Annotated in this window: 22 protein-coding genes, 1 tRNA gene and 1 pseudogene; 13 read left to right on the top strand and 11 right to left on the bottom strand. The window is 64.1% G+C overall.

What is annotated here, in order from left to right:
- The first annotated feature begins 110 nt into the window (after positions 1-110).
- From DES52_RS15360 to DES52_RS15345, 3 genes and pseudogenes are all read left to right on the top strand, one after another.
- The gene (locus tag DES52_RS15360; protein ID WP_146237314.1) at positions 111-500 is read left to right on the top strand and encodes a hypothetical protein; all 390 of its coding nucleotides are present in this window, start codon (positions 111-113) and stop codon (positions 498-500) included.
- A 131-nt stretch (positions 501-631) separates the two neighbouring features.
- On the top strand, positions 632-1447 hold the full coding sequence (locus DES52_RS15355) for a cysteine hydrolase family protein (RefSeq protein ID WP_110887699.1): 816 nt from the start codon (positions 632-634) through the stop codon (positions 1445-1447).
- A pseudogene (locus tag DES52_RS15345) lies at positions 1335-2156 on the top strand (YoaK family protein). Before DES52_RS15355 ends, DES52_RS15345 begins: the two are co-directional and overlap by 113 nt.
- A gap of 385 nt (positions 2157-2541) precedes the next feature.
- Here DES52_RS15345 and DES52_RS15340 read toward each other — a convergent pair.
- The 3 genes from DES52_RS15340 to DES52_RS15330 all read right to left on the bottom strand — a co-directional run bounded on the left by DES52_RS15340 (position 2542) and on the right by DES52_RS15330 (position 6244).
- Complete coding sequence (locus DES52_RS15340; protein WP_110887696.1) at positions 2542-4677, bottom strand: sensor histidine kinase; 2136 nt, start codon at positions 4675-4677, stop codon at positions 2542-2544.
- A gap of 293 nt (positions 4678-4970) precedes the next feature.
- Positions 4971-5047 (bottom strand) — tRNA-Ile (locus DES52_RS15335).
- 63 nt (positions 5048-5110) lie between these two features.
- Positions 5111-6244: a deoxyguanosinetriphosphate triphosphohydrolase gene (locus DES52_RS15330; protein ID WP_110887695.1), complete on the bottom strand. Its 1134-nt coding sequence runs from the start codon at positions 6242-6244 to the stop codon at positions 5111-5113.
- Positions 6245-6311: 67 nt separating this feature from the next.
- Here DES52_RS15330 and nagA point away from each other — a divergent pair, with 67 nt between their 5' ends.
- Positions 6312-7418: an N-acetylglucosamine-6-phosphate deacetylase gene (nagA, locus tag DES52_RS15325; protein WP_110887694.1), complete on the top strand. Its 1107-nt coding sequence runs from the start codon at positions 6312-6314 to the stop codon at positions 7416-7418.
- A 329-nt stretch (positions 7419-7747) separates the two neighbouring features.
- Here the strand turns inward: nagA and DES52_RS15320 are convergent, their stop codons facing one another.
- On the bottom strand, positions 7748-8056 hold the full coding sequence (locus DES52_RS15320; RefSeq protein WP_110887693.1) for a hypothetical protein: 309 nt from the start codon (positions 8054-8056) through the stop codon (positions 7748-7750).
- A gap of 124 nt (positions 8057-8180) precedes the next feature.
- Here DES52_RS15320 and DES52_RS15315 point away from each other — a divergent pair, with 124 nt between their 5' ends.
- From DES52_RS15315 to DES52_RS15295, 5 genes are all read left to right on the top strand, one after another.
- Positions 8181-9422 (top strand): MFS transporter, encoded by a 1242-nt coding sequence (locus DES52_RS15315; protein ID WP_110887692.1) that lies wholly within the window; start codon positions 8181-8183, stop codon positions 9420-9422.
- Between the two features lie 19 nt (positions 9423-9441).
- A complete protein-coding gene (rbsK, locus tag DES52_RS15310; RefSeq protein ID WP_110887691.1) occupies positions 9442-10350 on the top strand; it encodes a ribokinase in 909 nt (302 codons plus the stop codon).
- A gap of 152 nt (positions 10351-10502) precedes the next feature.
- The gene (gene hemC, locus DES52_RS15305) at positions 10503-11438 is read left to right on the top strand and encodes a hydroxymethylbilane synthase (protein WP_110887690.1); all 936 of its coding nucleotides are present in this window, start codon (positions 10503-10505) and stop codon (positions 11436-11438) included.
- Positions 11439-11628: 190 nt separating this feature from the next.
- A complete protein-coding gene (locus DES52_RS15300) occupies positions 11629-13266 on the top strand; it encodes a ribonuclease J (protein WP_110887689.1) in 1638 nt (545 codons plus the stop codon).
- Positions 13267-13312: 46 nt separating this feature from the next.
- Positions 13313-14578, top strand: coding sequence for a VanW family protein (locus DES52_RS15295; protein WP_245901051.1), 1266 nt, complete (start codon positions 13313-13315; stop codon positions 14576-14578).
- A gap of 61 nt (positions 14579-14639) precedes the next feature.
- Here DES52_RS15295 and DES52_RS15290 read toward each other — a convergent pair whose 3' ends face one another.
- From DES52_RS15290 to mnmG, 5 genes are all read right to left on the bottom strand, one after another.
- Positions 14640-15389 (bottom strand): ParB/RepB/Spo0J family partition protein, encoded by a 750-nt coding sequence (locus DES52_RS15290; protein ID WP_425451130.1) that lies wholly within the window; start codon positions 15387-15389, stop codon positions 14640-14642.
- Between the two features lie 70 nt (positions 15390-15459).
- Positions 15460-16209 carry a ParA family protein gene (locus tag DES52_RS15285; protein ID WP_110887687.1) on the bottom strand — a complete coding sequence of 250 codons (750 nt, stop codon included), beginning with the start codon at positions 16207-16209 and terminating at the stop codon, positions 15460-15462.
- 7 nt (positions 16210-16216) lie between these two features.
- Positions 16217-16882, bottom strand: coding sequence for a 16S rRNA (guanine(527)-N(7))-methyltransferase RsmG (gene rsmG / locus DES52_RS15280; RefSeq protein WP_245901049.1), 666 nt, complete (start codon positions 16880-16882; stop codon positions 16217-16219).
- 53 nt (positions 16883-16935) lie between these two features.
- Positions 16936-17271 (bottom strand): hypothetical protein, encoded by a 336-nt coding sequence (locus DES52_RS15275; protein ID WP_245901047.1) that lies wholly within the window; start codon positions 17269-17271, stop codon positions 16936-16938.
- 2 nt (positions 17272-17273) lie between these two features.
- Positions 17274-19082, bottom strand: coding sequence for a tRNA uridine-5-carboxymethylaminomethyl(34) synthesis enzyme MnmG (gene mnmG, locus DES52_RS15270; RefSeq protein ID WP_110887684.1), 1809 nt, complete (start codon positions 19080-19082; stop codon positions 17274-17276).
- Between the two features lie 104 nt (positions 19083-19186).
- On the opposite strand from mnmG, the gene dnaA reads away from it, so the two are divergent.
- The 4 genes from dnaA (at position 19187) to pyk (ending at position 24852) form a co-directional block, all read left to right on the top strand.
- Positions 19187-20524 (top strand): chromosomal replication initiator protein DnaA, encoded by a 1338-nt coding sequence (dnaA, locus tag DES52_RS15265; RefSeq protein ID WP_245901045.1) that lies wholly within the window; start codon positions 19187-19189, stop codon positions 20522-20524.
- Positions 20525-20838: 314 nt separating this feature from the next.
- Positions 20839-21921: a DNA polymerase III subunit beta gene (dnaN, locus tag DES52_RS15260; RefSeq protein ID WP_110887682.1), complete on the top strand. Its 1083-nt coding sequence runs from the start codon at positions 20839-20841 to the stop codon at positions 21919-21921.
- Positions 21922-22030: 109 nt separating this feature from the next.
- Positions 22031-23323: a phosphopyruvate hydratase gene (gene eno / locus DES52_RS15255; RefSeq protein WP_110887681.1), complete on the top strand. Its 1293-nt coding sequence runs from the start codon at positions 22031-22033 to the stop codon at positions 23321-23323.
- Between the two features lie 107 nt (positions 23324-23430).
- Positions 23431-24852: a pyruvate kinase gene (pyk, locus tag DES52_RS15250; RefSeq protein WP_110887680.1), complete on the top strand. Its 1422-nt coding sequence runs from the start codon at positions 23431-23433 to the stop codon at positions 24850-24852.
- A gap of 157 nt (positions 24853-25009) precedes the next feature.
- Here the strand turns inward: pyk and tyrS are convergent, their stop codons facing one another.
- Both tyrS and DES52_RS15240 read right to left on the bottom strand, forming a co-directional pair.
- Positions 25010-26221, bottom strand: coding sequence for a tyrosine--tRNA ligase (tyrS, locus tag DES52_RS15245; RefSeq protein ID WP_110887679.1), 1212 nt, complete (start codon positions 26219-26221; stop codon positions 25010-25012).
- 141 nt (positions 26222-26362) lie between these two features.
- Complete coding sequence (locus DES52_RS15240; protein WP_110887678.1) at positions 26363-26866, bottom strand: vitamin K epoxide reductase family protein; 504 nt, start codon at positions 26864-26866, stop codon at positions 26363-26365.
- Positions 26867-26939: the final 73 nt, after the last annotated feature.

The following is a 26939-nucleotide window of genomic DNA, read 5'->3' as shown; positions in this document are numbered from 1 at the left end:
TTGGGAACGTACCGCCCTACAGCGTAAACCTCGACCATTCTTGACAGGCACTTCCGTATGGGCGCGTGCGCACCTCGCCGAGCGTGCCCTCATCCATGGTGAAGGTGCGCGTGACTGTTCGCATCATCTTCCGACGCTTACTCAGCGGGCTCGTCCGGCGAATGCTCGGGAAAGCCCGGGAAGTCACCGTAACTTCGGTCCACGTCGCTGATGCCCGGCACTCCATCCTCTCCGGGCGCTTGTGGCTCGCTCGGCGAGTGCTCGGGGAAACCGGGGAAATCACCGTAACTTCGGTCGGCTCCCACGCCCCCCTCTCCTTGATCGCCGGGCCGATCACCGCCATGGTCGTGAGCGGAGGCCTCGTCGTGATCCTGCGCTTGTTCCTGGCGTTGCGCTCGGCCGACCGTGTCGACTTGATTGAAATCCTCGGATTGATTCACGCGCGCGACCTCCTCGGTAGGGTACGTGGAGTGTCACACGAACTTCCGTGGGTGGGTTGAGAAGCGTCCAAAGGCATCCTTGGAAGAAGTGGGGAGAGCTGGACTTGGCCGTGCATGAACGCGCACTTGAGCCTTCTTTGCCTCGCCACTCGGCGCTCGCCGTCTATCGTGCAGGGCGAAAAGGAGACGAGATGACCGAGAAGCAGAGCCATCACCGGGAAATCTACGCCGAGGCCGAAGACGGCGGAGTGCAGTTCGCGGCGAGCGCCGATCGCTGGCACCTTCACGAGGACTACGTTCATCTCGCTCCTCAGCGAGGCAAACAGGGCCTACTGCGGTTCGACGCGCAGCTCAAACCGTTCGTGGACAGCGTCGATCGACAGGCCCTCGTGATCATCGACATGCAGAACGACTTCTGCTCTCCGGGCGGTTGGACGGACGCGTCCGGCTTGGACTACCGCCGTTGCCGCGAGGCGATTCCGGGGGTCGTGCGGGCGCTCGAGGTTGCGCGTCAGCGCGGCATGTGGGTGATCTGGGTGTATTGGCACAACCGAGAGGACTTGCGCAACCTTGGCGCGCCCACGCTGTACTCGTTCAAGCACGAACCTTCGCAGAAGGGCATCGGCCAGGAATTGGACCATGGAAAGGTCCTCACCGAGGGCTCCTGGGGCGCGCAGATGATCGACGAACTCAAAATCCTGATGCGCGACGAGGACATCCACATCGAGAAGGTGCGCATGAGCGGCTTCTACGGCACGCACCTCGACCAAGTGCTGCGCACGCAGGGCATCAGCACCCTGTTCCTGGCGGGCGTGAACATCGATCAGTGCGTCTCGACGACGATGGAGGACGCGTACTTCCGCGATTACAACGCGGTACTGCTCGAAGACGCCTGTGCGACGTCCAGCCCGGATTTCTGCCAGCAGGCGGTGGTGTTCAACACGCGGCAGTGCTGGGGCTTCTCGCTCACCACCGAGCAGTTTGCCAGCGCCACGCCCTTCGACTGATCGTGAACGAGGCGCCCCTGAAGCGCGAAGCGCCCTCCGAGGAGGGCGCTTCCTACGCGCACTGACATGGGTGTTGGCCGCGACGGCCGGTTGTGTGGACGCCGTCGGGTTCCTCCGCTTTTCAGAAGTGTTCGTGTCGTTCATGAGCGGGAATACCACGCAGATGAGTGTGGAGGCCGCTCGGAGCGACGTGCGTGGCGCGGCCCTCAGCCTTCTTCCGATCCTGCTCTATGTAGGTGGAGCCTGCGTGGGCGCGCTCGTCGCATTTTAGGCGGTCCGCCGCGCATTCCGGGTGGTGCGGCTCACCGAGGCGTTGCTGCTCGGCGGCGCCGCGATGCTTCCGGACGACGGGAACGAGCTCTCACCCGCGTTCGTACTGACGGTGCTTGCAATGGGGGTGCAGAACGCCGCGCTGAGCCGCACCGACCTCGGGAACGTGGGCGTCACGTACGTTCCCGGGACGCTCGCGAAGTTCGGGCGGATGATCGCGGCGCGCCTCACAGGATTGCGCGAAGCGGGACGGGAGGCGCGTCGTCTCGCCTCTTTGTGGTTGTGCTTCGCCATCGGCGAAGTCGGCGGCGGTCTGGGTCATGCCAAGTTGGGGTTCGGGGCGCTGTGGCTTCCCGTGAGCGTGCTGTTCGCACTCGTGCTTTGGAGCGCCGTCTCGCCGAAGTTCATCGAGGAGGCGCAAGAAGGCTCCATGCCTTGACGATCAGCGCACATGATCTACGCAGAAGTGAAGTCGGTCAGGCAACGAGGAACGGTGCCTACGAAGGCCAGCAGAAGACGTACTGTGCAGCGAACGCGCCCGCCATTTTCGCCCTCAAGAGGGTGACGACGTGCTGAAGGCGAGCCGTCTGGCGTTTTCACAGGAAGGTGGTGAGCAGGATTCTCATCCATAAGGGTCATATGAAGGTGAGCATCACCCTCGACATCTACCGGCATGTCTTGGACGACGAAGTGCGGGCCAAAGCACCAGTTCTCTTCGCGCCCCCGAAGCCCTCGCAACGGGCCGCCTCGAGCTTGCACTAGTCCACCGTCCACATTGGTTTACTTGTATAACCCGTCGAAACCGCCGGCTTCACGTAGCGCCGTCAGGGGTGCTTCGGCAAGGTGAAGCCGAACGTCGCGCCTTGCCCCGTCGTGCTTTGTGCCATCACGTGCCCCCCGTGGCGTTGCACGATGCGCCGCACGTTCGCGAGCCCCACGCCCGTACCCTCGAATTCTTCTTGGCGGTGCAGGCGTTGAAACACGCCGAAGAGCTTGTCCGTGTAGCGCGGATCGAAGCCCACCCCGTTGTCCCGCACGAACACGGCCCACTCCCGCTCGCGTTCCTCGGCCCACACCTCGATCACCGTTTCCTCTCGCGTGCGCGTGTACTTCAGCGCGTTCGAGAGCAAGTTCACCATCACCTGACGCAGCAAATCGTGATCGGCCGTCACAAGCGGCAACGCGGACACCCGCCACGTCACGTGCCGCTCCAGCACGTCCGCTTGCGACTCGGCCCGCACCGAGGACACGATCGCCCTGAGGTCCACGATGCCCCAGCGCAACGACAAGCGGGACGTGCGCGACAAGTCGAGCATCGCGTCGATGAGGGTATTCATGCGCGCCGCCGCATCGTCCACCACCTGCAAATACCGAGTGGCTTTCGCGTCGAGCCCCGCCCCGAACGATTTGCGCAGCAACTCGTTGAACCCCATGATGTGTCGCACCGGCGTTCGAAGGTCGTGCGAGACGCTGTACGCGAAAGCGTCGAGTTCCTCGTTGGCGCTCGCGAGCAAGGCGCGTTCCCGCGCGAGATCCGCGATCTTTTCCGCCCGGTCGAGTGCGAGGCTCAAGCTGCGCCCCACCGTCTCGATAATGGCGCGTTCCGCAGTCGTCCAGCCTGAACGACTGAACACCGCCAAGCCGAAAATACCGCGCACGCCTCGGGTCGTCTTGAGCGGCATCATGACGGTGGCGCTCACGTGCGCGGTGTGCTCCGGCAAGCTGTCGGTGCTCACGTCGTACGCGTCTTGGTAGAACGTTTCGCCTGTTTCGAACGGAATGCGCATGCTGTCGGTCGTGGCGTGCGGCAAGCATTGCTCGTGAGCGCGTCGGAGGTCTTCGTTGCCGTACTCACCTCGCAGGTGCTTCAAGAACCATCGGTCGCCTTCGCGCTCGTAATACGCGGCGGCGTCGAGGGGCAGCAGATCGCTCACGAGCGCTTGCGCCCGCTCGATCAACTCGTCTGCGTCGAGGTCGAAGGTGAGGTCGCGCGTCCACTCCTCGAAGGCGCTTAGAGCGTGGTTGCGCGCGGCGAGATCGGTGTTGCGCTCCCGCAACTCCTCGGTGAGGTGGGCGTTGCGCAATGCGGAAGTGAGTTGGGCGCTGAAGAACTGGAGAAAATCGTGGTACGCGTCGTCGAGGTGTTTGCGTGGATTGAGGCCAACAGCGAACACGCCTAACTGTGCTTGCTCGTCGCTGGAAGCGAGGGGCAGCACGACCAAGTGCGTCACCCGTTCCGGCCACGGCCCCGCCGCGACGGGAGTGATCGGGACGACGCGCGCTTCACGTTCGGTGAGCCAAGTCGAGGGCCGGGTGCGCCACTCGGCGAGGTCTTCGTCGCGCCAGCCGACCGCGTCGGCCAGTTGCCCTTCTCCTGAGATGGCGGGCACGTACAGCAACATGCACGGCAAGTCGGTAGGGTTGTGCTGAGCCAGGTCGAGCGTGGCTTGCACGATCTGCGCGAGGTCGTGTGCGCCGAGCAGGGTGGCGGCGAGGGCCGCGAGGGTTTTTGTGCGGCGTGCGCTGAGGACCCTCTCGGTAGTTTCGGTGACCGACGAGAACACTCCGTAGACCTGCGTCCCCACGTACACTGGGGAGAAGCTCACGTCGAAGTAGTCCTCCTCCAAGTACCCGTGGCGCACGAGGGGCACGAGGAGGTTCTCGAACGCGGCGCTTTCACCTCGGAGCGCCGCGTCGAACACCGGCTTGAGTCCCGGATAACCGTCGTCGCCGAAGATGTCTGCGGTACGCGTCCCCAGGGCCTTCGGATGCTTGTCCGCGCCCAGGATCGGGCGGTAAGCGTCGTTGTACAGCGCGATGAGGTCGGGCGTCCACGCGAGGTACATCGGTTGCCTGGACGTCAGCATCAGATGGACATAGGTGCGCAGGGCGCTCGGCCAGGTGTCGGGCGGGCCGAGGGGTGTGGCAGTCCAGTCGAAGTCGCGCATGCGCGCTGCCATCTCGCCTTCGTGTTCGAAGAGCGGGTCGTGCCTACGCGAGGATGAGTTGGCATCGGAGGTCATGAGGCTGTTGTTGAGGATATCCAACAAGAGTAGGTGGGAACGCCGTAGGGGTTGAGCGCGGCTTCATCTTTGTAGACAGCACGAGAGCTATAGGGTTCGTGCCTCGTTGCCGTGCAACACCACTATGGAAATGGGCAGCGAGCTAGCCCTACTACAGTCGCCGCTCACTTCATTACTCCTACTCAGTCACGGTCAAAATAAAAAACCCCGCCAAAGACGGGGTTTTCTCTTGGTGCGGAAGGGCCGACTTGAACGGCCGACCTCACGCTTATCAGGCGTGCGCTCTAACCAGCTGAGCTACTCCCGCAGGTCAAGCGGATAGTAGGCTAGCAGAGGACGAACAAGCTGTCAACGGCTGCGCGCTTTACCGTCACCAGGCGCGTGGCTGAAAGAGGCGACGGTACTCGTCGGTCGCGAAGCGGTCGGTCATTCCAGCGAGGTAATCGCAAACGGTGCGCTCCAATCCGCTGGTAGCTTCGCGCGCGCGAACGTTGGGCGGCAAGAGGGCTGGGCGGGCGCGATACGCGTCGAAGAGGGCGCCGAGGATCAGCTCGGCTTGGTGAATTTGCCGCACGACTTGATGGTGACGGTAGAGGTGTGTGAAGAGGAAGCGGCCGAGGTCGGCGAGAAGGTCGCGCGCTTCGCGCGAGTGGCAGACGAGCGTCGCCGGGTGGCTTCGCGCATCCTCGGGGCTGTGAACGCCCGCGTCTTCCAAGCGGCGGTTGCTTTCTCGAATGAGGTCGTCGGTCATCCACCTAAGGAGTTCGCGTGTGACGGCGCGCCGCTCGCGGTCGCCGAAGTCACGTTCGTCCACGCCGAGTCGGCGCACGAGGTACATCCAAAGTTCGACGTCGCGCAAGTCGCGCGGCGAAATCAGGCCGCTGCGCAGGCCGTCGTCGAGGTCGTGGGCGTTGTACGCGACCGAATCGGCGACGTTGGCGAGTTGCGCTTCGAGGCTGGGCCGCCCCACGGTTCGGTCGCCTTCGGCAAGGGGCTCGTGCTTCGCGAGCCCTTCCAAGGTCTCCCAAGTGAGGTTGAGGCCAGGGTGGGCGCTGGAACGCTCTTCGAGTTTCGTGACGACACGGACGCTTTGCCGGTTGTGTTCGAAGCCTCCGTGTTCACGCATGAGTTCGTTGAGCGCGCGTTCGCCCGCGTGACCGAACGGCGAGTGGCCGAGGTCGTGGGCGAGGGTGATCGTCTCGGCGAGCGTCTCGTTGAGGCCGAGCGAGACGCTGACGTTGCGTGCGACGCTCGCGACTTCCAGGGTGTGCGTGAGGCGGGTGCGGTAGTGGTCGCCCTCGAAGTTCACGAAGACTTGCGTCTTGTACTGCAGGCGCCGAAAGGCGGCGGTGTGCAAGACGCGCTCGCGATCCTCGTGGAAGGGGGTGCGACCGAGCACTTCGGGTTCGGGGTGGGCGCGGCCGCGCGACGCGTCGGAGAAGGTGGCGTACGGCGCGAGGACGGCGCGTTCGTGCGCCTGAAGTTGCTCGCGGTCGAAGAGCATGCTTTCACGCTAGCAGTCTTCGCGTGTTTCGTACGCCGTTTCAGCTCGGAATGTCATGATGAGCCTCATGAGCACGCGCTTGCAGGGAAGAATTCTTACGTCGCGCGGTTTCGTGACGGGCGCGGTGAGTTTCGGGCGGACCATCGAGGACATAGAGGCGGGCGACGCTCCGGGTCGGTACATCTTGCCGGGCTTCATCGACGTGCACGTGCACGGCGGAAATGGCGGCGATACCATGGACGGCGAGCGGGGCGTGGAGACGATGGCGCGTTTTCACGGATCGCACGGCACGACGTCCATGCTCCCGACGACCGTGACGGCCCCCTGGTCCAATGTGATGAGCGCGTTGCGAGGCGTGGCGGAGGTTCGATCGCGTGGAGTGGAGGGCGGCGCGGATGTCCTCGGCGCGCACTTGGAGGGACCGTTCATCAGTCCGAAGCGGCTGGGCGCGCAGGCTCCGCAGACGATCTTGCCGTCCGCGTCGCTCTTGGAGGAAGCGTTGGCGTTGAACGTCGTGCGCTTGACGACGGTCGCGCCGGAGCTCGAAGGCATGGACGCGGCGGCGAGGAAGCTCTCGCGTGCGGGCGTGCGCGTGAGCTTCGGACACACCGTCGGAGCGTACGAGGACGCCGTCCGGGTCGCGGCGGCCGTGCGCGAGGAAGGCGGGACGGTGTCGGGTACGCACCTGTTCAACGCGATGAGCGGGCTGATGGGACGCGCGCCGGGCGTGCTGGGCGCCTTGCTGGCCGACGAGGCCGCATTCGCGGAACTGATTTTCGATTTGCATCATGTGTACTCGGGAGCGTTTCTCGCGGCGCGGGCGGCGAAACGGGGCCGCTTGCTGCTCATCACGGACGCCATTCGTGCGGCGGGTTTGCCGGACGGCGAGAGCGAGCTCGGCGGGCAGAAGGTGTTCGTGAAGAACGGGCGCGCCACTCTCGTCGACGGCACGCTCGCGGGCAGCGTGCTCACCTTGGACGTGGCGCTTCGAAACGCGGTGAAGGTCGGAGTGCCGATAGAGGAAGCGTCGCGGATGCTGAGCGGCACGCCCGCCGAGTTGCTGGGTCTCTCGGATCGGGGACGGATCGAGGTCGGCTTGCGCGCCGACTTCGTGGTCTTGGACGAGGCGCTTCGGGTATTAGAGGTGTACGTGGGCGGCGAGCGGATCGCGTGACCTTCAAGTCGCTCGAACGAAGCACGAACGAAGCATCAGAGGTCACCGCTCGCGAGGTACGACTTGCCCGGCGGCGCGGTGGTGAGGTGATCCATGACGAACGCGGTCCGGCGATGGCGTTGACCGCGCGGTAGAACGTTTCGTCTCCCCAGGACTCGAAGCGCTCCACGATGGAGGGCGCGCCCTTTACGTGACTTTCGCTTGGAAACTGGATGTCGAGACCGAAAGCGGACCCTCCGCTTGCCGATGAGATCACCCTGTATTCGCGCAGTCGGGGCGAGGCGCACGGGTTCGCGGGCTGAAGACGCCGAACCCGTGTGCGAAGATGATCAGTCCAGCACGATCCGGACGCGTTCGGGCGTGTATTCGCGCTGTTGCCACACTCGGTAGGTGCCGCGCGGCAGTTCGATCGGCCGGTGGTCTTCGTGGATCACGGTGGCACGTTCGGCAGTGACTTGCAGGAAGGTCAGATCGCCGTGCGAAAAGAGCCGAGCCGCCGTCGGTTCGGCGACGCGGTGGCGGTGACCGCCGAACTCGTCGGGCGCGAGGACGAGATCGGGGCGGGGTCGCGCGCCGAGTGGCAAGGCGGGCACGAGGGCGATCAGGACATCTCCGTGGCGATACAGCGGTGTGGGCATACGTCCTCCTGCAGTGTGCAACTCATCCATTGTTACGCGTCAAACATAATCTGTCAAGCTCATTTGTTCTCATACTTCGAGGGACGCTGCGGAGAGTGCGGTAGACTGACGAGGTTTGCAACCCATGACGACGCCTCAAGATTCTCTCGCCGCCCTTCGCTATCCCAACTTTCGTCGTCTGCTCACGTCGTCCGCGAGCGCTTCGTTCGCCGGACAAGCTTTCTCGGTCGTCATCGGCTACCAGGTCTACCAGCTTACCAACAGCGCCCTCGCCCTCGGCGTGCTGGGCTTGTGCTCGGCGTTGCCGTCGCTGAGCCTCGCGCTGCTCGGCGGACATTTCGCTGACCGCCTCGACCGTCGCCGCATCCTGCTCGTCACGCGCGGTCTGCTGATCGTCGCCGCCTTGCTGTTCGCGGCGCTCTCGCTGGCGGGACCGTCCACGCCCGTCGCCGGTTTGTACCTGCTCGTCGTCATGATGGGCTTCGCGCGCGGCTTCGGCGATCCCGCGTCCTCCGCCTTCGAGACGCGCATCGTGCCTCAAAGCGTCTACGTCAACGCGTCCGCCTGGCTCGGAACCGTCGGGCAAGTGGCGGGCATCGCCGGACCTATCTTGGGAGGCGCCTTGCTCGCTCGGCTCGGCCCGAGCGGCCTGTACCTCATCATGGCCGTGCTGTACGGAGCGTCGTGGCTCGCCTTGCAGCGCATGCCGCCCGTGCCGCCTCCCGCGCCGCGCTCGCACGAAGGCGTTCGCGCGAGCATCGAGGCTGGCTTGCGCTTCGTCTTCAAGGATCAAGTGCTGTTCGGCTCCATGGCGCTCGACTTGCTCGCCGTGCTGTTTGGCGGCGCCATCTCGCTGCTGCCCATCTTCGCGCGCGACATTCTTGGGGTCGGTCCGGCAGGCCTCGGCGTCCTGCTGGCCGCTCCGTCCGTCGGGGCCTTGCTGGTGATGCTGTGGATGACACGCCGCCCACCCTTGCGGCATACCGGCTGGTGGCTGCTGGTCAGCGTGGGCGGCTTCGGCCTGTCCATGATGGTCTTCGGCGTGTCGCGATTCTTTTGGTTGTCGTTGATCGCCCTCGCGTGGAGCGGAATCTTCGACGGAATCAACATGCTGGTTCGCCGCGCCATCGTGCGAACGCGCACGCCCGACGAGATGCGCGGACGCGTCGGGTCCGTCAGCCTCGTCTTCATCGGAACGAGCAACGAGATCGGCGCCCTCGAAAGCGGCGTCGCGTCGCACTTCCTCGGGGTCGTGCGTGCGACCGTGCTCGGCGGACTCGTCACCCTCGGCATCGTCGGGTTCGCCACCTGGCGATGGCGCGACCTCACCCGCTGGGAGCTGCGCGCCGAGTACGAGCAGTCTTGAGCGAGGGTATGCTTCGCGCATGAGCATCGTCGTGTTCGGCAGCGTCAACATGGATCTCGTGGCGCGCGCTTCGCGCCTTCCCAACGTCGGCGAGACCGTCCTCGGCGACACCTTCGAGACCGTGCCGGGCGGCAAGGGCGCCAATCAAGCCGTCACGTGCGGTCGGCTCGGAGCGCCCGTCGCCTTCGTCGGACGAGTCGGGCGCGACGCCTTCGGCGACACCTTGCTGCAATCGCTCGCCACGGCGAACGTCGATATCGGAAGCGTGACGCCCACGCTCGGCTCCTCGGGCGTCGCCTTGATCGAAGTCGACGAGCACGGCCAAAACCGCATCGTCGTCGTGCCCGGCGCGAACGGCGAGGTCGGCGCCGACGATCTCGCCCGCCTGAAAGCTCGCCTAAAGCCGGGCGATCTCTTGCTGCTGCAACTCGAAATTCCCTTGGACGTCGTCGTGGCCGCCGCCGGCATCGCCAAAGAGCAGGGCGCGCTCGTCATGCTCGACCCAGCCCCGGCGCCCACCGATCTGCCGAGCGCGCTGTGGAGCCTCGTGGACTTCCTCACGCCGAACGAGACGGAGACGCGCCTCTTGTCGGGCGTGGACGCGTCGACGCTCGACGGGGCGCTGCAAGCCGCTCGGAACTTGCTGGCGCGAGGCCCTAAAAGCGTCGTCGTGAAGCGCGGAGATCGAGGGGCGCTCTACGTGGACGAGCGCGGCGTCTTGCCGGTCGACCCTTTCGACGTCGAGTCGGTCGATACGGTCGGAGCGGGCGACGCTTTCAACGGTGGATTCGCCGCCGCCCTCGCCGAGGGCCGTTCGCTGCCCGAAGCGCTGCGCTTCGCGTCTGCCACCGCCGCCCTTTCCGTCACGAAGCGCGGCGCGCAAGACGCACTGCCGACGCGCTCGCAAGTCGAAGTTCTTTTGGGCTGAATGCCCGCCGAGGTGCGCGCGAGCGCCTCGCGGCGACCGTTCCCAGCGATTTCACGGCGGCGCCGCCGTGGGTCGTGCCCGCTCAACGTGGAGCCTTCGCCAAGGCGGGATGTCCCGCACGGCGCGGCGAACTGCCTATAATGACCGATGTTATGCGTTCCATTACCATCGGAACCCGCGGCAGTTCCTTGGCGCTCGCTCAAACTCGCTGGGTAGTCGCGCGTCTCAAGGAAGAGTGGCCGGACACGGACTTCCGAATCCAGACGATCTCCACGAAAGGAGATCGTGATCGTCGCGCGCTCGTCACCGCTGCCAAAGGCGAGAAGGGCTTGTGGGTGAAGGACATCGAGGACGCGCTGCTAAGCAGCCGTATCGACATCGCGGTCCACTCGCTCAAGGACTTGCCGACCGAGCAGCCCGACGGCCTCGAAATCGCCAGCATTCCCAAGCGCGTCGACGCGCGTGACGTCTTGATCGGCAAGGAAGGCTTCAAGAAACTCGCCGAGCTGCCCTCGGGCGCCCGCGTCGGCACGAGCAGCGTTCGGCGCAAGGCGTTTTTGCGTGCCGTGCGACCCGACTTGGAAATTCGCGATCTGCGCGGCAATGTGGACACGCGCCTCGCCGCCGTGAGCGAAGACGGCTACGACGCCATCATTCTCGCTGCCGCCGGACTCATCCGCCTCGACCTTCGCCACCGCATCGACGAACTCGTCGATCCCGCCGTGCTGCTTCCCGCGCCCGGGCAGGGCGCGCTCGCGCTGGAGACGCGAAGCGACGACGATCTGTCCATCGAAGTCGCGTACGCCATCCACGACCGGACGACCGACGACCGCACGACGGCCGAGCGCGAGTTCCTCGCGGGGCTCGGCGCCGGCTGCCTCGCGCCCGTGGGCGCCTTCGCGAACGTCAAGGGCGGCACCTTGCTGCTCGAAGGCTGGGTCGGCGCGCTCGACGGCACCAAAGTCATCCGCGCCACGATCGAGGGTGAGCCGGACGAGTGCGCCGACTTAGGCGCGCAACTCGCCGAGGACATGCTCGCGCAAGGCGCGCGCGACCTCGTGGAGGCCGCCAAGGTCGCTTTGTCGTGAAATGAACGATCTCGCCGTGCGCCTTCCATCAATTCCAGGAAGCGCACCTTGTTTTTTGGGGCCGCATGGTACGCTGGAACGACTGCGCGTCCGTTTCGGCGCGCTTCATTCATGCTGCAACGCATCGCCGCACCTATTGAGCGGCTCTGTTCGAGCAGTCCCCGACCGCGCAGTTCCCAAGGAGTTTTGAATGGACAAGCACCTCGAAGTCATCCCGCTCGGCGGTATGGGCGAGATCGGCAAGAACATGTTCGCCTACCGTTACGGCGACGAAATCATGATCGTGGACGGCGGTCTCGCCTTTCCCGATTCTCACATGCTCGGCATCGACTTGCTGATTCCGCGCATCGACTACCTGCAGCAAAACGCGGGCCTCATCAAAGGCTGGGTGCTGACGCACGGTCACGAGGACCACATCGGCGCGCTGCCGTACATCCTGCCGCGCTTGCCGAAGGTGCCCATTCACGCGGCGAAGCTCACCCTCGGCTTGCTGCGAGAGAAGCTCAGCGAGTTCGGCATTCGCGAGAACGACGTGGATCTTCGCGAAGTGGACACGGACGCGCGCATTCGTATCGGGCGCCACTTCACCGTGGACTTCTTCCGCATGACGCACTCCATTCCCGACAACATGGGGTACGTGCTGCACACGCCCGTCGGACGAATCGTGCACACCGGCGACTTCAAGCTCGACCAGCATCCGACCGACGGCAAGCCCAGCCACCTCGCCAAGATCGCGCAGGCGGGCGCCGAAGGCGTGCTGATGCTGATTTCGGATTCCACGAACGCCGAGCGGCCTGGCACCACGATGAGCGAGGCGGACATCGCCGCGAACATCGAGAAAATCATCGAGGGCGCCAAGGGCCGCGTGTTCGTCACGACCTTCGCGTCGCACACGCACCGTCTTCAAAACGTCGTTCACGTCGCCGAGAAACTGGGGCGGCGCGTCGTGATGGAAGGCCGCTCGATGGTGAAGTACGCGCAAGTCGCGCTGAACCTCGGCTACCTGGAGATGAAGGACGGCCTCGTCAGCACGGACGAAATGGGCGACTTGCAAGATTCTCAAGTGCTGTTCTTGTGCACGGGCTCGCAAGGGCAGCCGATGAGCGTCTTGTCGCGCCTCGCGTTCGGCAATCACGCCAAGATCGCCTTGCACCGCGGTGACACCGTGATCTTGTCGAGCAGCCCCATTCCCGGCAACGAGGAAGCGGTGAACACCGTCATCAACCGCTTGTACGAAATCGGCGTGGAAGTCTACTATCCGCCGACGTACAAAGTGCACGCGTCAGGCCACGGCTCTCAAGAGGAACTCAAGATGGTGCTGAACCTCGCCAATCCCAAGTTCTTCTTGCCGTGGCACGGCGAGCCCAGGCACCAGATCAACCACGCGCGACTCGCGCAGGGCATGCCGAAGCCGCCGAAGCGTACCCTCATCGCCAAGAACGGCGACGTCGTCCGCCTCACGGCCGACGACTTCCGCGTGACGGGCACGGTTCCGTCGGGCGCGGTGTACGTCGACGGGCTCGGTGTCGGCGACATCAGCGACGACATCATTCAAGACCGCCTCGCCATGAGTCAGGACGGCGTGCTCATCATGACGGCCGTTCTGCATCCCACGCCGCACGTGGAACTCGTGTCGCGCGGCTTCGTGAAGGCCAACCGCGACTTGGAGGGCAACATCCGCAAGGTGGCTCTCGAAGCCGTCGAGGCGGGCTTGCGCGAAAAGAAGCGCTTGGAGGACGTGCGAGACGACATGTACGGCGCCGTGCGTCGCTTCGTCCGCAAGGTGACGGGCCGCAATCCCGTGTTGATCCCCGTCCTCGTTGAGTGAAGACCATCCTCAAGCAAGGCGATCGAGGGAATGAAATACTCAGGGCGTGATTCGTCGCGCCCTGTTCGTCATGTTGTCCCTCGGCGTCGCCTTTGCTCAGCAGTCCACGCCGCCCTCCTCTTCCCCATCCGCCGAGACCACGCCGGCGCCCGTGCCGCAGCCGGAGCCCGCCCCGCCCGCCCCTTCTTCTCCTGCGAGCGTTCCGGAGACGGCCACGCCCCAAGCGGCCCAACCGCTGTCGATCGTGTTCAGCGAGCAAGTGCCGGTCCTCGTGAACGGCCTGAAGGGCACCGAAAGTGCCCGTCAAGTGCTGGCGCTCGGGCGGGACCGCACGGCGCAGTTGCGCGCCCTCGGCGTGACGTCCAGCTTGCGCGCGGACATCGAGCGCTTCGCGAAGACGCTCGAGCGTGATCCGCGAGACGCGCGCTTCGAGTTCGCTTCGGCGACGGGCGTATGGCGTGTCGTACAACGCGGCGGCGTGAAGGTCGACGTGGAGGCCACGCTGGCCAACGTCGCCTCGGCGCTCAAAGATCCGGGAGCGGCCCAGGCGAACGTCGTGTACACCACGAGTTTTCCGAAGCGCACCTTGTCGTGGTTCGCGTCGCGCGGCCTCACGCACTTCCTCGGTGAAGGCAACACTTATTACGTCGGTTCGTCGCGTGCGCGCGTCACGAACATCCACGCGGGCGCTCGCCACTTCCAAGATCGCCTGTTCGAAGGCAAGACCTTTTCCTTCAACGCCTTCATCGGGGAAGTGAGCGCCAAGAACGGCTTCGTGCCGGGCCTCGTCATCGCCGGGGAACGTACGGCGACAGGCATCGGCGGCGGCATCTGCCAAGTGTCGACGACGGCGTTCCGCTCGCTGTACGCGGCGGGCCTGCCGATTCGCGAGCGCCGCAACCACTCGTACCAAGTCCACTACTACGATCCGCAAGGGCTCGACGCCACGATCTATCAGCCAAGCCAGGACCTCAAGTTCGACAACGACACAGGCGGTTCCTTGTGGTTCCAAGCCGACTGGGACGACGCGGACGCGCGTCTCAGCATCCAGGTGTTCGGCAAGCCGCGCGCCGAACTCGTGGAGATCTTGGCTCCCCGCACCTTGAAGACGCAACCGGCGCTCGCCGATCGGCTTGTCGTGGACCGGACCGTGGCGCCCGGACGCCGCGTCCAAGTCGATTGGGCCGCTCCGGGCGCCACGATCGAGGTCGTGCGACGCTTCACGAAGAACGGTCAGGTCGTGCGGAGCGACACCCTACGCAGCGTGTACCGCCCCTGGCCGAACATCTACCTCGTCGGCCCCTCGAATTGAAGGAGACACGGTGAGGGGAGGGCAGGCGTGCCTGCCCTCCCCTCTTCGATGCTTGCTCTTGCTACTCGAGTTCGTGACCGAGCAAGGCCAAAATGCGGTCGAGTTCCTCTTGCGAACCGTAACTGAGTTCCACCTTGCCCTTGTCGGCGCCCGAGATCTTCACGCGCGTTCCCACTCGGCGGCTAAGGTCGAGCTCCAGTTGCCGCCACGGGCGAGTCGTCGACGCTTTCGGCTCGATCATCGGCGCGGCGGCGCGGCGTAACGCCTCCGCTTCGCGCACGGTCAGATCACGCGTGCGAATCTGCTCGAGCGCCCAAGCGCGGTCGCTGTCAGGCTGCGCCAAAATTGCGCGGGCATGCCCCGCCGTGATTTGACCCGCCTCTAACGCCGTGAGCACGCCCGTGGGCAACGCCAGCAGGCGCAAGGCGTTCGTGACCGTGGAGCGGCCCTTGCCGACCGCCTGCGCGACCTCCTCTTGGCTGAGGCCTTGATCGAGCAGCGCTTGATACGCCCGCGCCTCTTCCAAAGGTCCGAGATCTTCGCGCTGCAAGTTCTCGATGATGGCGATTTCGAGCGCTTCGCGGTCGGCGAGGTCGCGCACGACGACGGGAACTTCCGTGAGGCCGGCGAGTTGCGCGGCGCGCCAACGGCGTTCGCCCGCTACGATTTCGAACGATTCTCCGCGTGGCCGGACGAGCAGCGGTTGAAGGACGCCTTTGTCGCGAATGCTCTGAGCGAGCTCGGCGAGGGCCGTCGGCTCGAAGTGCTGACGCGGCTGATACGAAGAGCGGAGAAGTTTATCGACCTTCACGGTGCGCGGCCCATCGTCGTGCGCGTCCGAAGCGGGACGCGCCAACAAGGCGTCGAGCCCGCGTCCGAGGCTAGATCTTTTGGACACGCTGCATCACCTCCTCGGCAAGACGCTTGTAGGCGCCCGCGCCGCTCGACAAAGGCGAGTACTGATTGATGGGCTTGGCGAAGCTCGGCGCTTCGCTGAGTCGGATGTTCCGGGGCACGACGCTCCAAAAGACGAGCTCGCCGAAGTGCGCGCGAACGTTCTCCTCGACTTGCTGCGCGAGGTTGGTGCGTCCGTCGAACATCGTGATAACGATCCCGAGCACCCGCAAGCTCGGATTGAGGGCGGCGCGCACGCGGTCGACCGTTTCCATGAGGCCCGCTACGCCTTCGAGGGCGTAGTACTCGGCCTGCAAGGGAATCAGCAAGGCGTTGGCAGCGGCCAGAACGTTGACGGTCAGGGGTCCGAGGCTCGGCGGCGCGTCGATCATGACGACGTCGTAGCCGTTCAACGTGCGCAGCATGTCGCGCAGGGCGTAAGGCATTTCTGCGAGTTCGACGCCCGCGCCTGCCAAATCCGGCGTGCTTGGCAGCAAAAAGAGGTTGTCTTGGCTGGTTTCGCATACGAAGTCCGACGCGTTCGCCTCCTCGTCGAGCGCGTCGTAGACGCCTCGCGCCGAGCCGCGATGCCCGAGGCCGCTTGTCGCGTTGGCTTGAGGATCGAGATCCACGACGAGCACGCGTTTGCCGGACGCCGCCAGGTACGCCGCCAGGTTGACGGCAGTCGTGGTTTTACCCACGCCGCCCTTTTGGTTCACAATTCCGACGATTCTCACGCTCTCGCTAGAATAGCGGACTCCTGTGCGGCACACCTTCACGTCGTGGGTACGCGGCGGGCGTCGAGCGCGTTTTGCGCACTAGAACGAGCGAGCGCGTCTCGCCCGTGATGGGAAGCCTGAACTCGATGACCTGCTCGACCTCTCCCCCGACGAGCTTCGCTGCTTTGCGGCCGGCTTCGAGCTCGTCGACGACGCTCGGTCCTTTTTGCGCGATCAAGACGCCCCCGTCTCGGAGCAAGGGCAAGCTCAACTCCACCAGGGTCGCGAGCGTGCTGACCGCTCGCGTGACGACTCGGTCGTACCTACCGCGCTGCCCCTCTTGGCGTCCCAGCGTCTCGGCTCGCCCGACGTGCGGGTGCGCGTTGGGCAATTCCAATGCCTCGATCACGCTGCCCACGAACTCTATCTTGCGCCGTGTCGCGTCGAGTAGGTGGACATCGAGATGCGGACACGCGATCGCGAGCGGCAGCCCCGGAAAGCCTGCGCCCGTTCCGAGGTCGATGACGCTCATCGACGAATTCAAGACCTCCGAGCGCAGACAGGACAGGGAGTCGACGAAGTGCTTCGCGACGATGCCACTTTCGTCTCGGATCGTCGTGAGGCTCATGCGCCCGCTCGCTTCGACCAGAAGGTCTAGAAACGTCGCGAAAGCGTCGATTCGATCGTTCACGTCGACGCCGAGCTCAAGCGCTCCTCGCTTCAAGAGCGCTCGTCCTTCAGGCGTCACAAGTCGTACTTCCGTTTCATGTCTTGGTAACGTTCGAAGGCGTGATCGTCAATGGCTTCGAGCGGCAACGCGTCGATCAGCGGCACGAGGAAGGTCCGCAAAACTTCTCCGCGCGCCATCCACTGAAAATAGCTGCGGCCACCATGGTGGTACGGCCCGTACAGCTTCGATCCGGGACACAATTCGAGCAAGCGGCGAAAGAGCCGCTCATGACGCGTATGCATACGAACGGTGACGTGCGGTTGAAGACCGTCGCCGCCGAAATGCCCCTCGCCGACGAGAATGCCGAGAAGGAGGCCTTGATCGAACTCACCGAGGACGACTTGTTTCACCGTCAAGTTTCCCGTGAAACGCGTTTGCCCGACTTGAGGTGAACGAGAAGGGCGCTGATGTCCGAGTGTCGGACGCCGGGAAGGCGCGCCGCTTGGCCGAGCGTTCTCGGTCGGGCGCGCTCCAGCTTCTCGCGTGCTTCCAGAGACAAAGCGGGCACCGCATGAAAGTCCAAGTCGCCGAGTTCCACGCTGTCGGAGGACGCCTCGGCTTCCAACTGCCGCTTCGTTCGTTCGATATAGCCCGCGTACTTCACACGGATTTCCACGGCTTCACGCTCATCGCGGTTCAACTCGGGCAAGGTCATGCCGAGCGCTTCCACATCGGCCAGCGACATTTCCGGGCGGCGAAGCCACGCGTCGCCGGTAACCCCGTTCACACGCTGCTGACGAAGGGCCGCCATCCCACTCTCGATCCGCGCGTACTTCGCTCCAACCCGCTCGACTTCGCTCTCGCCGACCACGCCGAGCACGTGACCGAAGTTCGTGAGGCGTTCGTCGGCGTTGTCCTGTCGAACCAACAGGCGATGTTCCACTCGGCTGGTCATCATGCGGTACGGCTCGTCGCTGCCGCGCAGCACGAGGTCGTCGAGCAGCACGCCAAGATATCCTTGAGCTCGTTGGAAGAACAGCTCGGGCAAATCGGCCGCTCGCCTCGCCGCCGCGACTCCCGCCACAAGGCCTTGGGCCGCCGCTTCCTCGTAACCGCTCGTCCCGACGACTTGGCCCGCCAAAAACACGCCGGGCAAAAAGCGTGACTCGAGGTTCAAGGTCAGCTCGCGCGAGTCGACCACGTCGTACTCGACCGCGTAAGCGTATCGCTGAACGACGGCCGCTTCGAAGCCCGGCAGCGTTCGCACGAGTTCGTCTTGCAAGCGAGGCGGCAAGCTGCTCGAAAAACCCTGCAAATACACCTCGCTTGTTTCACGCCCGTCGGGCTCGACGAACAGCAGGTGGCGTTCGTGATGAGCGAAGCGCACGACCTTGTCCTCGATTGACGGACAGTAGCGTGGCCCCAAGCCTTCGATGTCGCCCGCGTACATGGGAGACTCGTGCAAATTGTCCTGAATAAGCTCGTGGGTACGTGGCGTCGTGTACGTCTGCCACGTCGGTGTGGACGCCGCGCGCGGTCCCGGACGTCCGCCGAACGAGCGAGGATCGGCGTCGGCGGGAAGTTCCATCAAGTCCTCGAACCTCACCGAGTCGGCGCGAATGCGCGGAGGCGTCCCGGTCTTGTAGCGCTTCAAGACGTGGCCGCCACGCTCCAGGGTAGAGGAGAGGAAGCGAGACGGCGGCTCGCCCTGACGTCCTTCGGGCCGCGAGGCGCGGCCGTACCAAGTCTGGCCGCGCAGGAAGGTGCCGGTGGCGAGGACCACGCTGCGCGCACGCAAGCGTCGACCGTCGGTCGTGACGACCGTCCAATCGTCACCGTCACGCTCCAGCGCCGCGGCTTCACCGCGCACGATGTCCAGCGCGGCCGTCCCAAGGACGTATTCCTGGGCCCGCGTCGCGTACTCGTCGCGTTCGTTCTGCACTCGGAGCGACTGCACGGCGGGCCCTTTGGACGCGTTGAGCATGCGCGTGTGAATCGCAGTGTCGTCCGCGACGCGGCCCATCAAACCGCCCAGAGCGTGCACTTCGAACACGAGCTGACTTTTCCCCGGTCCACCCACGGCCGGGTTGCACGGCATGCGGCCGATCGTGTCGGGATTCGTCACGACCAAGGCGACCGAGCCGAAATTGCGAGCGGCCCACGCCGCCTCGATGCCGGCGTGGCCACCTCCGATGACAATGACGTTCCAGCGCGTCGCCATAACGCCATAGTCTACTGCAAAAACCGAGGTGTGCGGCTTGCTATGATGCGCGTCGGTATCCGCCCGAAGGAGGTGCTGGTATTTCACAGGAAATCTGGGCGGACGTGTTGACGTACGTCCGAAAAAATATCACCGAGGTGGAGTATCGGACGTGGTTCGTCCCCGTTCGGCCACTTGGCGTGCAAGACGGAGCGCTCGTGCTCGGTGTGCGCAATTCCTTCGCGATGGAGTGGTTCCGCAAGCACTACCAAGACTTGCTGGAAGACGCCCTTCGGCATTTGGGCGCGCAGCATCCGGCCGTGACCTTCGAGGTGTTGCCGGCCGTGCAAGAAGCGATGATCTCGCCCTTGGATCCGCCGGCGCCGCCTCCCAGTACGCGATCTTCCATCATCGTGCCGAGCGAATCGAGCCGCCGCTCGCTGAATCCGAAGTACATCTTCGAGAATTTCGTCGTCGGACCGAACAACAACCTTGCGCACGCCGCCGCCCTCGCCGTCGCGGATTCACCCGGCAAGACGTACAACCCGCTGTTTTTGTACGGTGACGTCGGCCTCGGCAAAACGCACCTCATGCACGCCGTAGGCCACTACGTCGTCGAGAAGCATCCGGAAAAGCGCGTGGAGTACGTCACGACCGAGAGCTTCACGAACGACCTCATCAACGCGATTCGCGACGACAAGATGACGCAGTTTCGTAATCGCTACCGCAGCGTAGATTTGCTGCTCGTCGACGACATCCAGTTTCTCGCGGGCAAAGAGCGAACGCAGGAGGAGTTCTTCCACACGTTCAACGCGCTCTACGAAAATCACAAGCAGATCATTCTTTCATCGGACCGACCGCCCAAAGACATTCAAACGTTGGAAGGTCGTTTGAGATCCCGCTTCGAATGGGGTTTGATCACGGACATTCAAAGTCCGGAATTCGAAACGCGCGTCGCCATCTTGAAGATGAATGCCGAGCACAAGCGCATCAACGTTCCTCAAGACGTGCTCGAATTGATCGCGCGTCAAGTGACGAGTAACATTCGCGAGCTCGAGGGCGCCCTCGTGCGCGTCGTCGCGTATTCGAGTCTCAACAACGTGCCGATTTCGAAGGCGATGGCGGCGAAGGCCCTCACCGACGTTTTCACTTCGCAAGACGTGCAGATCGAAATGTCGGACGTTCTGCGAGCGGTCGCCGAGCATTACGGCGTGCCGATCGAGGCGTTGAAGGGCGCTGGACGAATCCGCGAGGTCGTCGTGCCGCGCCAAATTGCCATGTACCTCATTCGAAGCATGACCTCTCACTCGCTGCCCGAAATCGGGATGTTCTTCGGGCGCGACCACTCCACGGTGTTGCACGCTACTCAAAAGGTCGGCGAACAAGTCGGGAAAGACTCGGAACTCACCCAGCAGATCGAGATGCTCAAACGCCGTGTTCAAGGACTCGAGGAGCTCTTTTGAAGTTCAATGACCTTTTCCAATTGGCGTTCCAAAAGGTTGAGAAAAGTGTCACTTCCTGTGGATAACCCTGTGGATAACCCTGTGGATAACCTGTGGATAACCCTGTGGATAACTTGTTCCAAAAAGGCCTGTGGATAACCCCAGGAGTTGTCCACAGGTTATCCACAGGAAAGGCCGACTTATCCACAGATTTATCCACAAGCCAAAGTGTGTTGTGGACGAACTTGAAGGCACTTATCCACAGTTTCCACAGGCCCTACTACTACTACTACTGTTTTAAAATATCTATAACAGAAAGGGGTTAAGCCACTTCCATGCAAGCGCAGGTTTCCCGAAAAACTCTGGCAGAGGGACTGGGTCTTCTCGAACGAATCGTCCCGTCTCGATCCAGCAACCCCCTCCTCACCTCCTTGAAAGTCGAAGCCACGCCGCACGGTCTTACAATGAGCGGCACCAACCTCGAAATCGACATGGCCTGCTTCGTCGCGGCGGACGTCGATACCGAAGCGGCCTTCGTCGTGCCCGCGCACTTGTTCTCGCAAATCGTGCGTAACCTCGGCGGCGAACTCGTCGAACTGTCGTTGCAGCAAAGCGAGCTCAACGTCAAGGCGGGCGGCAGCAACTTCAAACTGCAAACCGGCGAACTCGACGCTTATCCGCACCTGAGCTTTCCAAGCCGCGCCGAGTCGAAGCTCGACGCGAAAGACTTCGCGCGGTCACTGTCGAGCGTTCGCTACGCCGCCTCCACCGAAGCCTTCCAAGCCGTGTTTCGAGGAATCAAACTCGAAGGCCGCGGCACGTCGGCGCGCGTGGTGGCCTCCGACGGCTTCCGGCTCGCCTTGCGTGACTTTCCGTCGCATGGCGACACGCGAAATCTCATCCTGCCCGCCAGGAGCGCCGACGAGATCGTCCGGGTCTTGCGCGATGGTGACGTCGGAATCTCGTACGGCGAAGGCGTCCTCGGAATCATCACCGAGCGCGTACGCATGAACGTCAAGCTGCTCGACGGCGAGTTCCCGGACTACGAACGCGTCATTCCGCGTGACGTCAAGTTGCGCGTGATCTTGCCCGCCGCCAGCCTCAAGGAGGCAGTGTCGCGCGTCGCCGTGCTTGCCGACAAAAATGCCAACAACCGCGTCGAGTTCCTGATCTCGGAGGGCAAGCTGCAACTCGCCGCCGAAGGCGACTACGGCCGCGCCCAAGACACCTTGGACGTCATGCAAGACGGAGCGGAGCCCGCCATGAGCCTCGGTTTCAATGCCAAGTACGTCCTCGACGCGCTCGGGCCGATCGAGGGAGACGCCGAGTTGCTGTTCAGCGGGCCGACCAGTCCGGCGATGTTCAAGGGCACGGATCAAGGCGGCTACCTCGCCGTCGTCGTGCCGCTCCGGGTTTGAGCACGGCTCGGTTCGCGAGTCTTGCACGCGGCACGTGCGAACCGGGTATAGTGTCCGCGCTACACCTCGCCCGGTCCAACTCAGAGCGCGAGGTTGAATGGAGGCTGTCATGAGGATCGAACGCATTGTGGCTCGCGAAGTGCTCGACTCGCGCGGGAACCCTACCGTCGAAGCGGAAGTGCACCTGGAAAGCGGCTTCTCGGGCCGCGCGATCGTTCCGTCGGGCGCGTCGACCGGCTCGCACGAAGCGAACGAACTGCGCGACGGCGGAGCGCGCTACATGGGCAAGGGCGTCCTGCGCGCCGTCGAGAACGTCGAGAACGTCATCGCGCCCGCCTTGACGGGCATGGACGCGTCGCAGCAGGCCGAGGTCGACCAGGTGATGCTCGACCTCGACGGCACGCCCAACAAAAGCAAGCTCGGCGGCAACGCCATGCTGGCCGTGTCGCTCGCCTCGGCGCGCGCCGCCGCCACCGAACTCGACGTGCCGCTGTACCGCTACCTCGGCGGCAGCAACGCGCGTGTCCTGCCCGTGCCGATGATGAACGTCATCAACGGGGGCGCCCACGCCGACAACAACGTCGATTTCCAAGAGTTCATGGTGATGCCCGTCGGAGCGCCCACCTTCCGCGAAGCGCTTCGCTACGGCGCCGAGACCTTCCACAATCTCAAAAAGGTCCTCTCGGCGCGCGGCTACAACACCAACGTCGGCGACGAGGGCGGCTTCGCGCCCGACCTCGGCAGCAACGAGGAAGCGCTCGAAGTGCTGCTCGAAGCGATCCAGAAGGCGGGCTACGAGCCCGGCAAGGACATCATGATTGCCCTCGACCCCGCCGTAACCGAGCTGTACAAGGACGGCAAGTACCACCTCGAAGGCGAAGGCCGCGTGCTGTCCAGCGAGGAAATGGTCGACTTCTGGGCCGACTGGGCGAGCCGTTACCCCATCATCTCCATCGAGGATTGCCTCGCCGAGGACGACTGGGAAGGCTGGCAACTCATCACGCAGACCCTCGGGGACCGCGTGCAACTCGTTGGCGACGACTTGTTCGTCACCAATCCCGCTCGCTTGCGTCAAGGCATCGATCGCCACGTCGCCAACTCGATCCTCGTGAAGGTCAACCAGATCGGCACCCTCACCGAGGCGATGGACGCCATCGAACTCGCCAAGCGCAACCGCTACACCACCGTCATCTCCCACCGCTCGGGGGAGAGCGAGGACGCCTTCATCGCCGACCTCGCCGTCGCCACGAACGCCGGTCAAATCAAGACGGGCTCGGCGAGCCGCTCGGACCGCATTGCGAAGTACAACCAGTTGCTGCGCATCGAGCACGCGCTCGGTTCGCGCGCGGTGTACCTCGGGCGCGGCGCCTTCAACCAGCAGGGCAGCCAGCCGCAAAGTTGAGTTCGGCTCACCGGAGCTCTCACACGGTCCGGCGCTCAAAGCTTAATCTGGAAACGATGTCGGGACGGCGATGACGCCGTCCCATTGCTGAGGAATGAGGTTCTCTCATGAAACACTTTGATCGCGCCACGAAAATCGTCGCGACCGTCGGCCCCGCCTCGCGCAACGCCGAAACGCTCGAACGTATGATCGAGGCGGGCATGAACGTCGTGCGCATGAACTTTTCGCACGGCGACCCGCAAGACCACCGCGACACCGTCGATCTCGTCCGGTCCCTCGCGCAGAAGAAGGGCGTCACGATCGGCATCCTGCAGGACCTGCAAGGCCCGAAGATCCGCGTCGGACGCTTCAAGGACGGCCGCGTTACGCTCGCCGCCGGCCAGAAGTTCACGATCACCATGGAAGAGGTCGAAGGTGACGAGACGCGCGTCACCAGCACGTACAAAGGGCTCGCCGAAGACGTGCGGCCCGGCATGATGCTGCTCCTCGACGACGGCAACATGGCCCTCACCGTCGACAGCGTCAAGGGCAACGCCGTCGAGACGACCGTCACGATCGGCGGGGTGCTGAAGAACAACAAGGGCATCAACGTGCCCGAAGCGGACCTCAGCGTGCCCGCCATGAGCGAGAAGGACGTCGAGGACATGCGCTTCGGAGCGGAGCTCGGCGTGGACTGGGTGGCCTTGTCGTTCGTGCGCTCCCGTGACGACATGCTGCTCGCCAAGCACTACCTCGCGCGCTTCAACTCGCGCGCCAAGCTCATGGCGAAGATCGAAAAGCCGCAAGCCGTCGAGCGCTTCGACGAGATTCTGCGTGAAGCGGACGGCATCATGGTGGCGCGCGGCGACCTCGGCGTGGAGATGCGCCCCGAACAAGTGCCGGTCATCCAAAAGAAGCTCATCCGCGCGTGTCGCGAAGCTGCCAAGCCCGTCATCACGGCGACGCAGATGCTCGAGAGCATGATCAACTTGCCGCGCCCCACGCGCGCCGAGGCGTCTGACGTCGCCAACGCCATCTTCGACGGCACGGACGCCGTGATGCTCTCGGCGGAATCGGCGGCAGGCTTGTACCCCGTGGAGGCCGTGCAGATGATGGACCGCATCGCGCGTGAAGCCGAGGCGTCCGACCTGTACCGCTTGCAGCAAGCGCAGACGATCGACACGGAACTCGCGGCGGACTCTATCGCCGACGCCGCGTGCGACGTTGCCGAAACGTTGGGCGCCTCGGCGATCGTGACGTTCACCCTCACGGGCGGCTCGGCCATTCGCGTGGCGCGCAACCGCCCGCGTACGGCGATCTTGGCCCTCACGCCCAACGAACGCACGCGCAACCAACTGTCGCTTACCTGGGGCGTCGTGCCGATGCTCGCCGAGGATCCGCGTGACACCGACGACATGGTGCGCATCGCGAACGACGAGCTTCGCCGCAGCAATCTCGCGGAGCTGCGCGATCGGTACGTGGTGACGGCGGGCGTGCCGTTCGGCGTGCGCGGCAGTACCAACATGATTCGCGTGGAGCGCCTCAAGTAAGCAAAATCCTCCATGAAGACGTTCTTCAGCGTAGCTTCATATCCACAGGTTGGGGAATTTATCCACAGGGACGCTGTGGATAACTCGCCAACCTGTGCATAACGTTCTGGAGCGCAAAAAACGTGGGAGGACCGAAAAAGGTCCTCCCACACGTCATTCAGGCCCGAATGAGTCGCGCGAACTTGTCCTTGCCCTTCTGCAGCACGATCGGCGCGTCGAGGGAAAGGGCGAGTTGCGCGTCCTCCACCGTCTCGCCGTCGATCTTCAATCCTCGGTTCTGAATGAGGCGGCGGGCCTCGCCGTTCGAGGCGGCGAGGCCCGCCAAGGTCGCGAGTCGCAGCACGCCCACGCGTCCGTCCGCGTTGAACTCCGTCGACGCCACGGTCACCGTCGCCACGTCTTCGGGAATTCCACCCTTGGCGACCTCGCGGTACCGCTCTTCGGCCGCGTCGAGGTCGGCGGCAGGATGAAGCCACCCCGTCACCTCGCGTGCGAGCACGCGGTGCGCCTCCACGGGATGCCCGGCGAGCAACTCGTCGATGCGCTCCTTGGGCAAGTTCGTCAGGAGCGTGAAGTAGTTGTCGAGCAGCGTGTCCGGCACCTTCATCAGCTTGGCGAACATCTCGTGGGGCTCGTCCGTCAAGCCGATGTAGTTGTCGAGGCTCTTGCTCATCTTCTCGACGCCGTCGAGGCCCACCAGAAGGGGCGTCGTCAGCACGACTTGCGCTTCTTGGCCGTAGTCTCGCTGAATGTCGCGCCCCACGAGCAAATTGAAGAGCTGATCGGTTCCGCCGAGCTCCACGTCGGCGTCGAGGGCGACCGAGTCGTACGCCTGCGTCAAGGGGTAGAGAAGTTCGTGCAGTGAAATCGGCGTGCCCGCCTGCAGCCTCTTCGTGAAGTCGTCACGCTCAAGGATGCGCGCCACGGTGTACTTCGCGGCGAGCTTGATGACGTCCTCGTAGCCCATCGGCTCGAGCCACTCGCCGTTGTAGCGAATTTCGAGAACGTCCGGATTCATGTCGAGGACGAGACTGCACTGATCGAGGTAGCTCTTGGCGTTCGCGCGCGTCTGCTCCAACGTGACGGGAGGACGCGTCTTGCTCTTGCCCGAGGGATCGCCGATCATCGCCGTGAAGTCCCCGATCAGCATGATGACCTTATGCCCGAGGTCCTGGAATTGGCGCATCTTGCGCAGCACGACGGCGTGCCCGAGGTGCAAGTCGGGCCGTGTGGGGTCCGCGCCGAGCTTCACGCGCAGTTGCTTGCCGCTCTGCAACTTCGCCTTGAGGTCGTCCTCGTCCACAAGGTGGACGGCGCCGCGCTTGAGAAGCGCGAGTTGTTCGTCGATCGCGGGCTTCGTGTTCGTCATGTCCTCTCCAAGAAAAAGCGGCGCATCCTGGGATACGCCGCGGGGGGTGGATTTCGGCTACGCTTCGCCCGGTCCGTCCAACGCGCGGCGGATTCGATAGGCGAAATACGAGGCCTTCACGCTCTCAAGGTAACACACGCTTCACTTGCCGCGCCACGCGCCCCACGCCTTGCGCGCCTCGGGCAAGGCGAGGACGACGGACGCGAGGGACACGACGGTCGCCACTTGACAGTAAAAGCACAGCTTTTTCGTCTGCGCGTACTCCTCGCGTCCGAGTTCGAGGGCCGTCGCGGCGTCCGCGATCGTCTTCGCGGCGAGCGCGAGGGGAATCCACGGAGCGTTCGTCGCGCGGTCCTTGTCTCCCGCGCCCGCCAACCACGCGGTGATGCCGTAGTTGACGATCATCATGAGGGCGTCGGGCGTTTGGAAGCGCGCGTACGCGTATTCGGCCGCGTCCACCTTGCTGGAGTCGAAGATGTTCAAGGGCGGATCGGGGAGGGTCTTGAGCACGCCCATCTGGTAAAGCGACACGATCTGGCCCATGGCCGCGCCCACCATCGACAACCCCACGAGGAGGCGGCGACGATGAAGGTCTTCGGTCTGCACTTCGCGCAGTTGATGGCTGAGTTCCCTAGGCGTCGTCATGCTCCCCACTGTCGAAGCTCGACCCGTGCGATGCGTGAAGCTTGCCTCCACCCGTCTTGGCTCTTCTTGGCCT

The sequence above is a fragment of the Deinococcus yavapaiensis KR-236 genome (assembly GCF_003217515.1).
GTDB classification, from domain to species: Bacteria; Deinococcota; Deinococci; order Deinococcales; family Deinococcaceae; genus Deinococcus_A; species Deinococcus_A yavapaiensis.
Note: the sequence above shows the minus strand (reverse complement) of the source record. Positions and strands in the feature narration are given on the sequence as shown.

Bases quoted from the DNA above. Each gene is read 5' to 3' on its own strand.
- DES52_RS15355 (WP_110887699.1), top strand. From the start codon at position 632: ATGACCGAGAAGCAGAGCCATCACCGGGAAATCTACGCCGAGGCCGAA.
- DES52_RS15340 (WP_110887696.1), bottom strand. From the start codon at position 4,677: ATGGCAGCGCGCATGCGCGACTTCGACTGGACTGCCACACCCCTCGGC.
- DES52_RS15330 (WP_110887695.1), bottom strand. From the start codon at position 6,244: ATGCTCTTCGACCGCGAGCAACTTCAGGCGCACGAACGCGCCGTCCTC.
- nagA (WP_110887694.1), top strand. From the start codon at position 6,312: ATGAGCACGCGCTTGCAGGGAAGAATTCTTACGTCGCGCGGTTTCGTG.
- DES52_RS15320 (WP_110887693.1), bottom strand. From the start codon at position 8,056: ATGCCCACACCGCTGTATCGCCACGGAGATGTCCTGATCGCCCTCGTG.
- DES52_RS15315 (WP_110887692.1), top strand. From the start codon at position 8,181: ATGACGACGCCTCAAGATTCTCTCGCCGCCCTTCGCTATCCCAACTTT.
- rbsK (WP_110887691.1), top strand. From the start codon at position 9,442: ATGAGCATCGTCGTGTTCGGCAGCGTCAACATGGATCTCGTGGCGCGC.
- hemC (WP_110887690.1), top strand. From the start codon at position 10,503: ATGCGTTCCATTACCATCGGAACCCGCGGCAGTTCCTTGGCGCTCGCT.
- DES52_RS15300 (WP_110887689.1), top strand. From the start codon at position 11,629: ATGGACAAGCACCTCGAAGTCATCCCGCTCGGCGGTATGGGCGAGATC.
- mnmG (WP_110887684.1), bottom strand. From the start codon at position 19,082: ATGGCGACGCGCTGGAACGTCATTGTCATCGGAGGTGGCCACGCCGGC.
- dnaN (WP_110887682.1), top strand. From the start codon at position 20,839: ATGCAAGCGCAGGTTTCCCGAAAAACTCTGGCAGAGGGACTGGGTCTT.
- eno (WP_110887681.1), top strand. From the start codon at position 22,031: ATGAGGATCGAACGCATTGTGGCTCGCGAAGTGCTCGACTCGCGCGGG.
- pyk (WP_110887680.1), top strand. From the start codon at position 23,431: ATGAAACACTTTGATCGCGCCACGAAAATCGTCGCGACCGTCGGCCCC.
- tyrS (WP_110887679.1), bottom strand. From the start codon at position 26,221: ATGACGAACACGAAGCCCGCGATCGACGAACAACTCGCGCTTCTCAAG.
- DES52_RS15240 (WP_110887678.1), bottom strand. From the start codon at position 26,866: ATGACGACGCCTAGGGAACTCAGCCATCAACTGCGCGAAGTGCAGACC.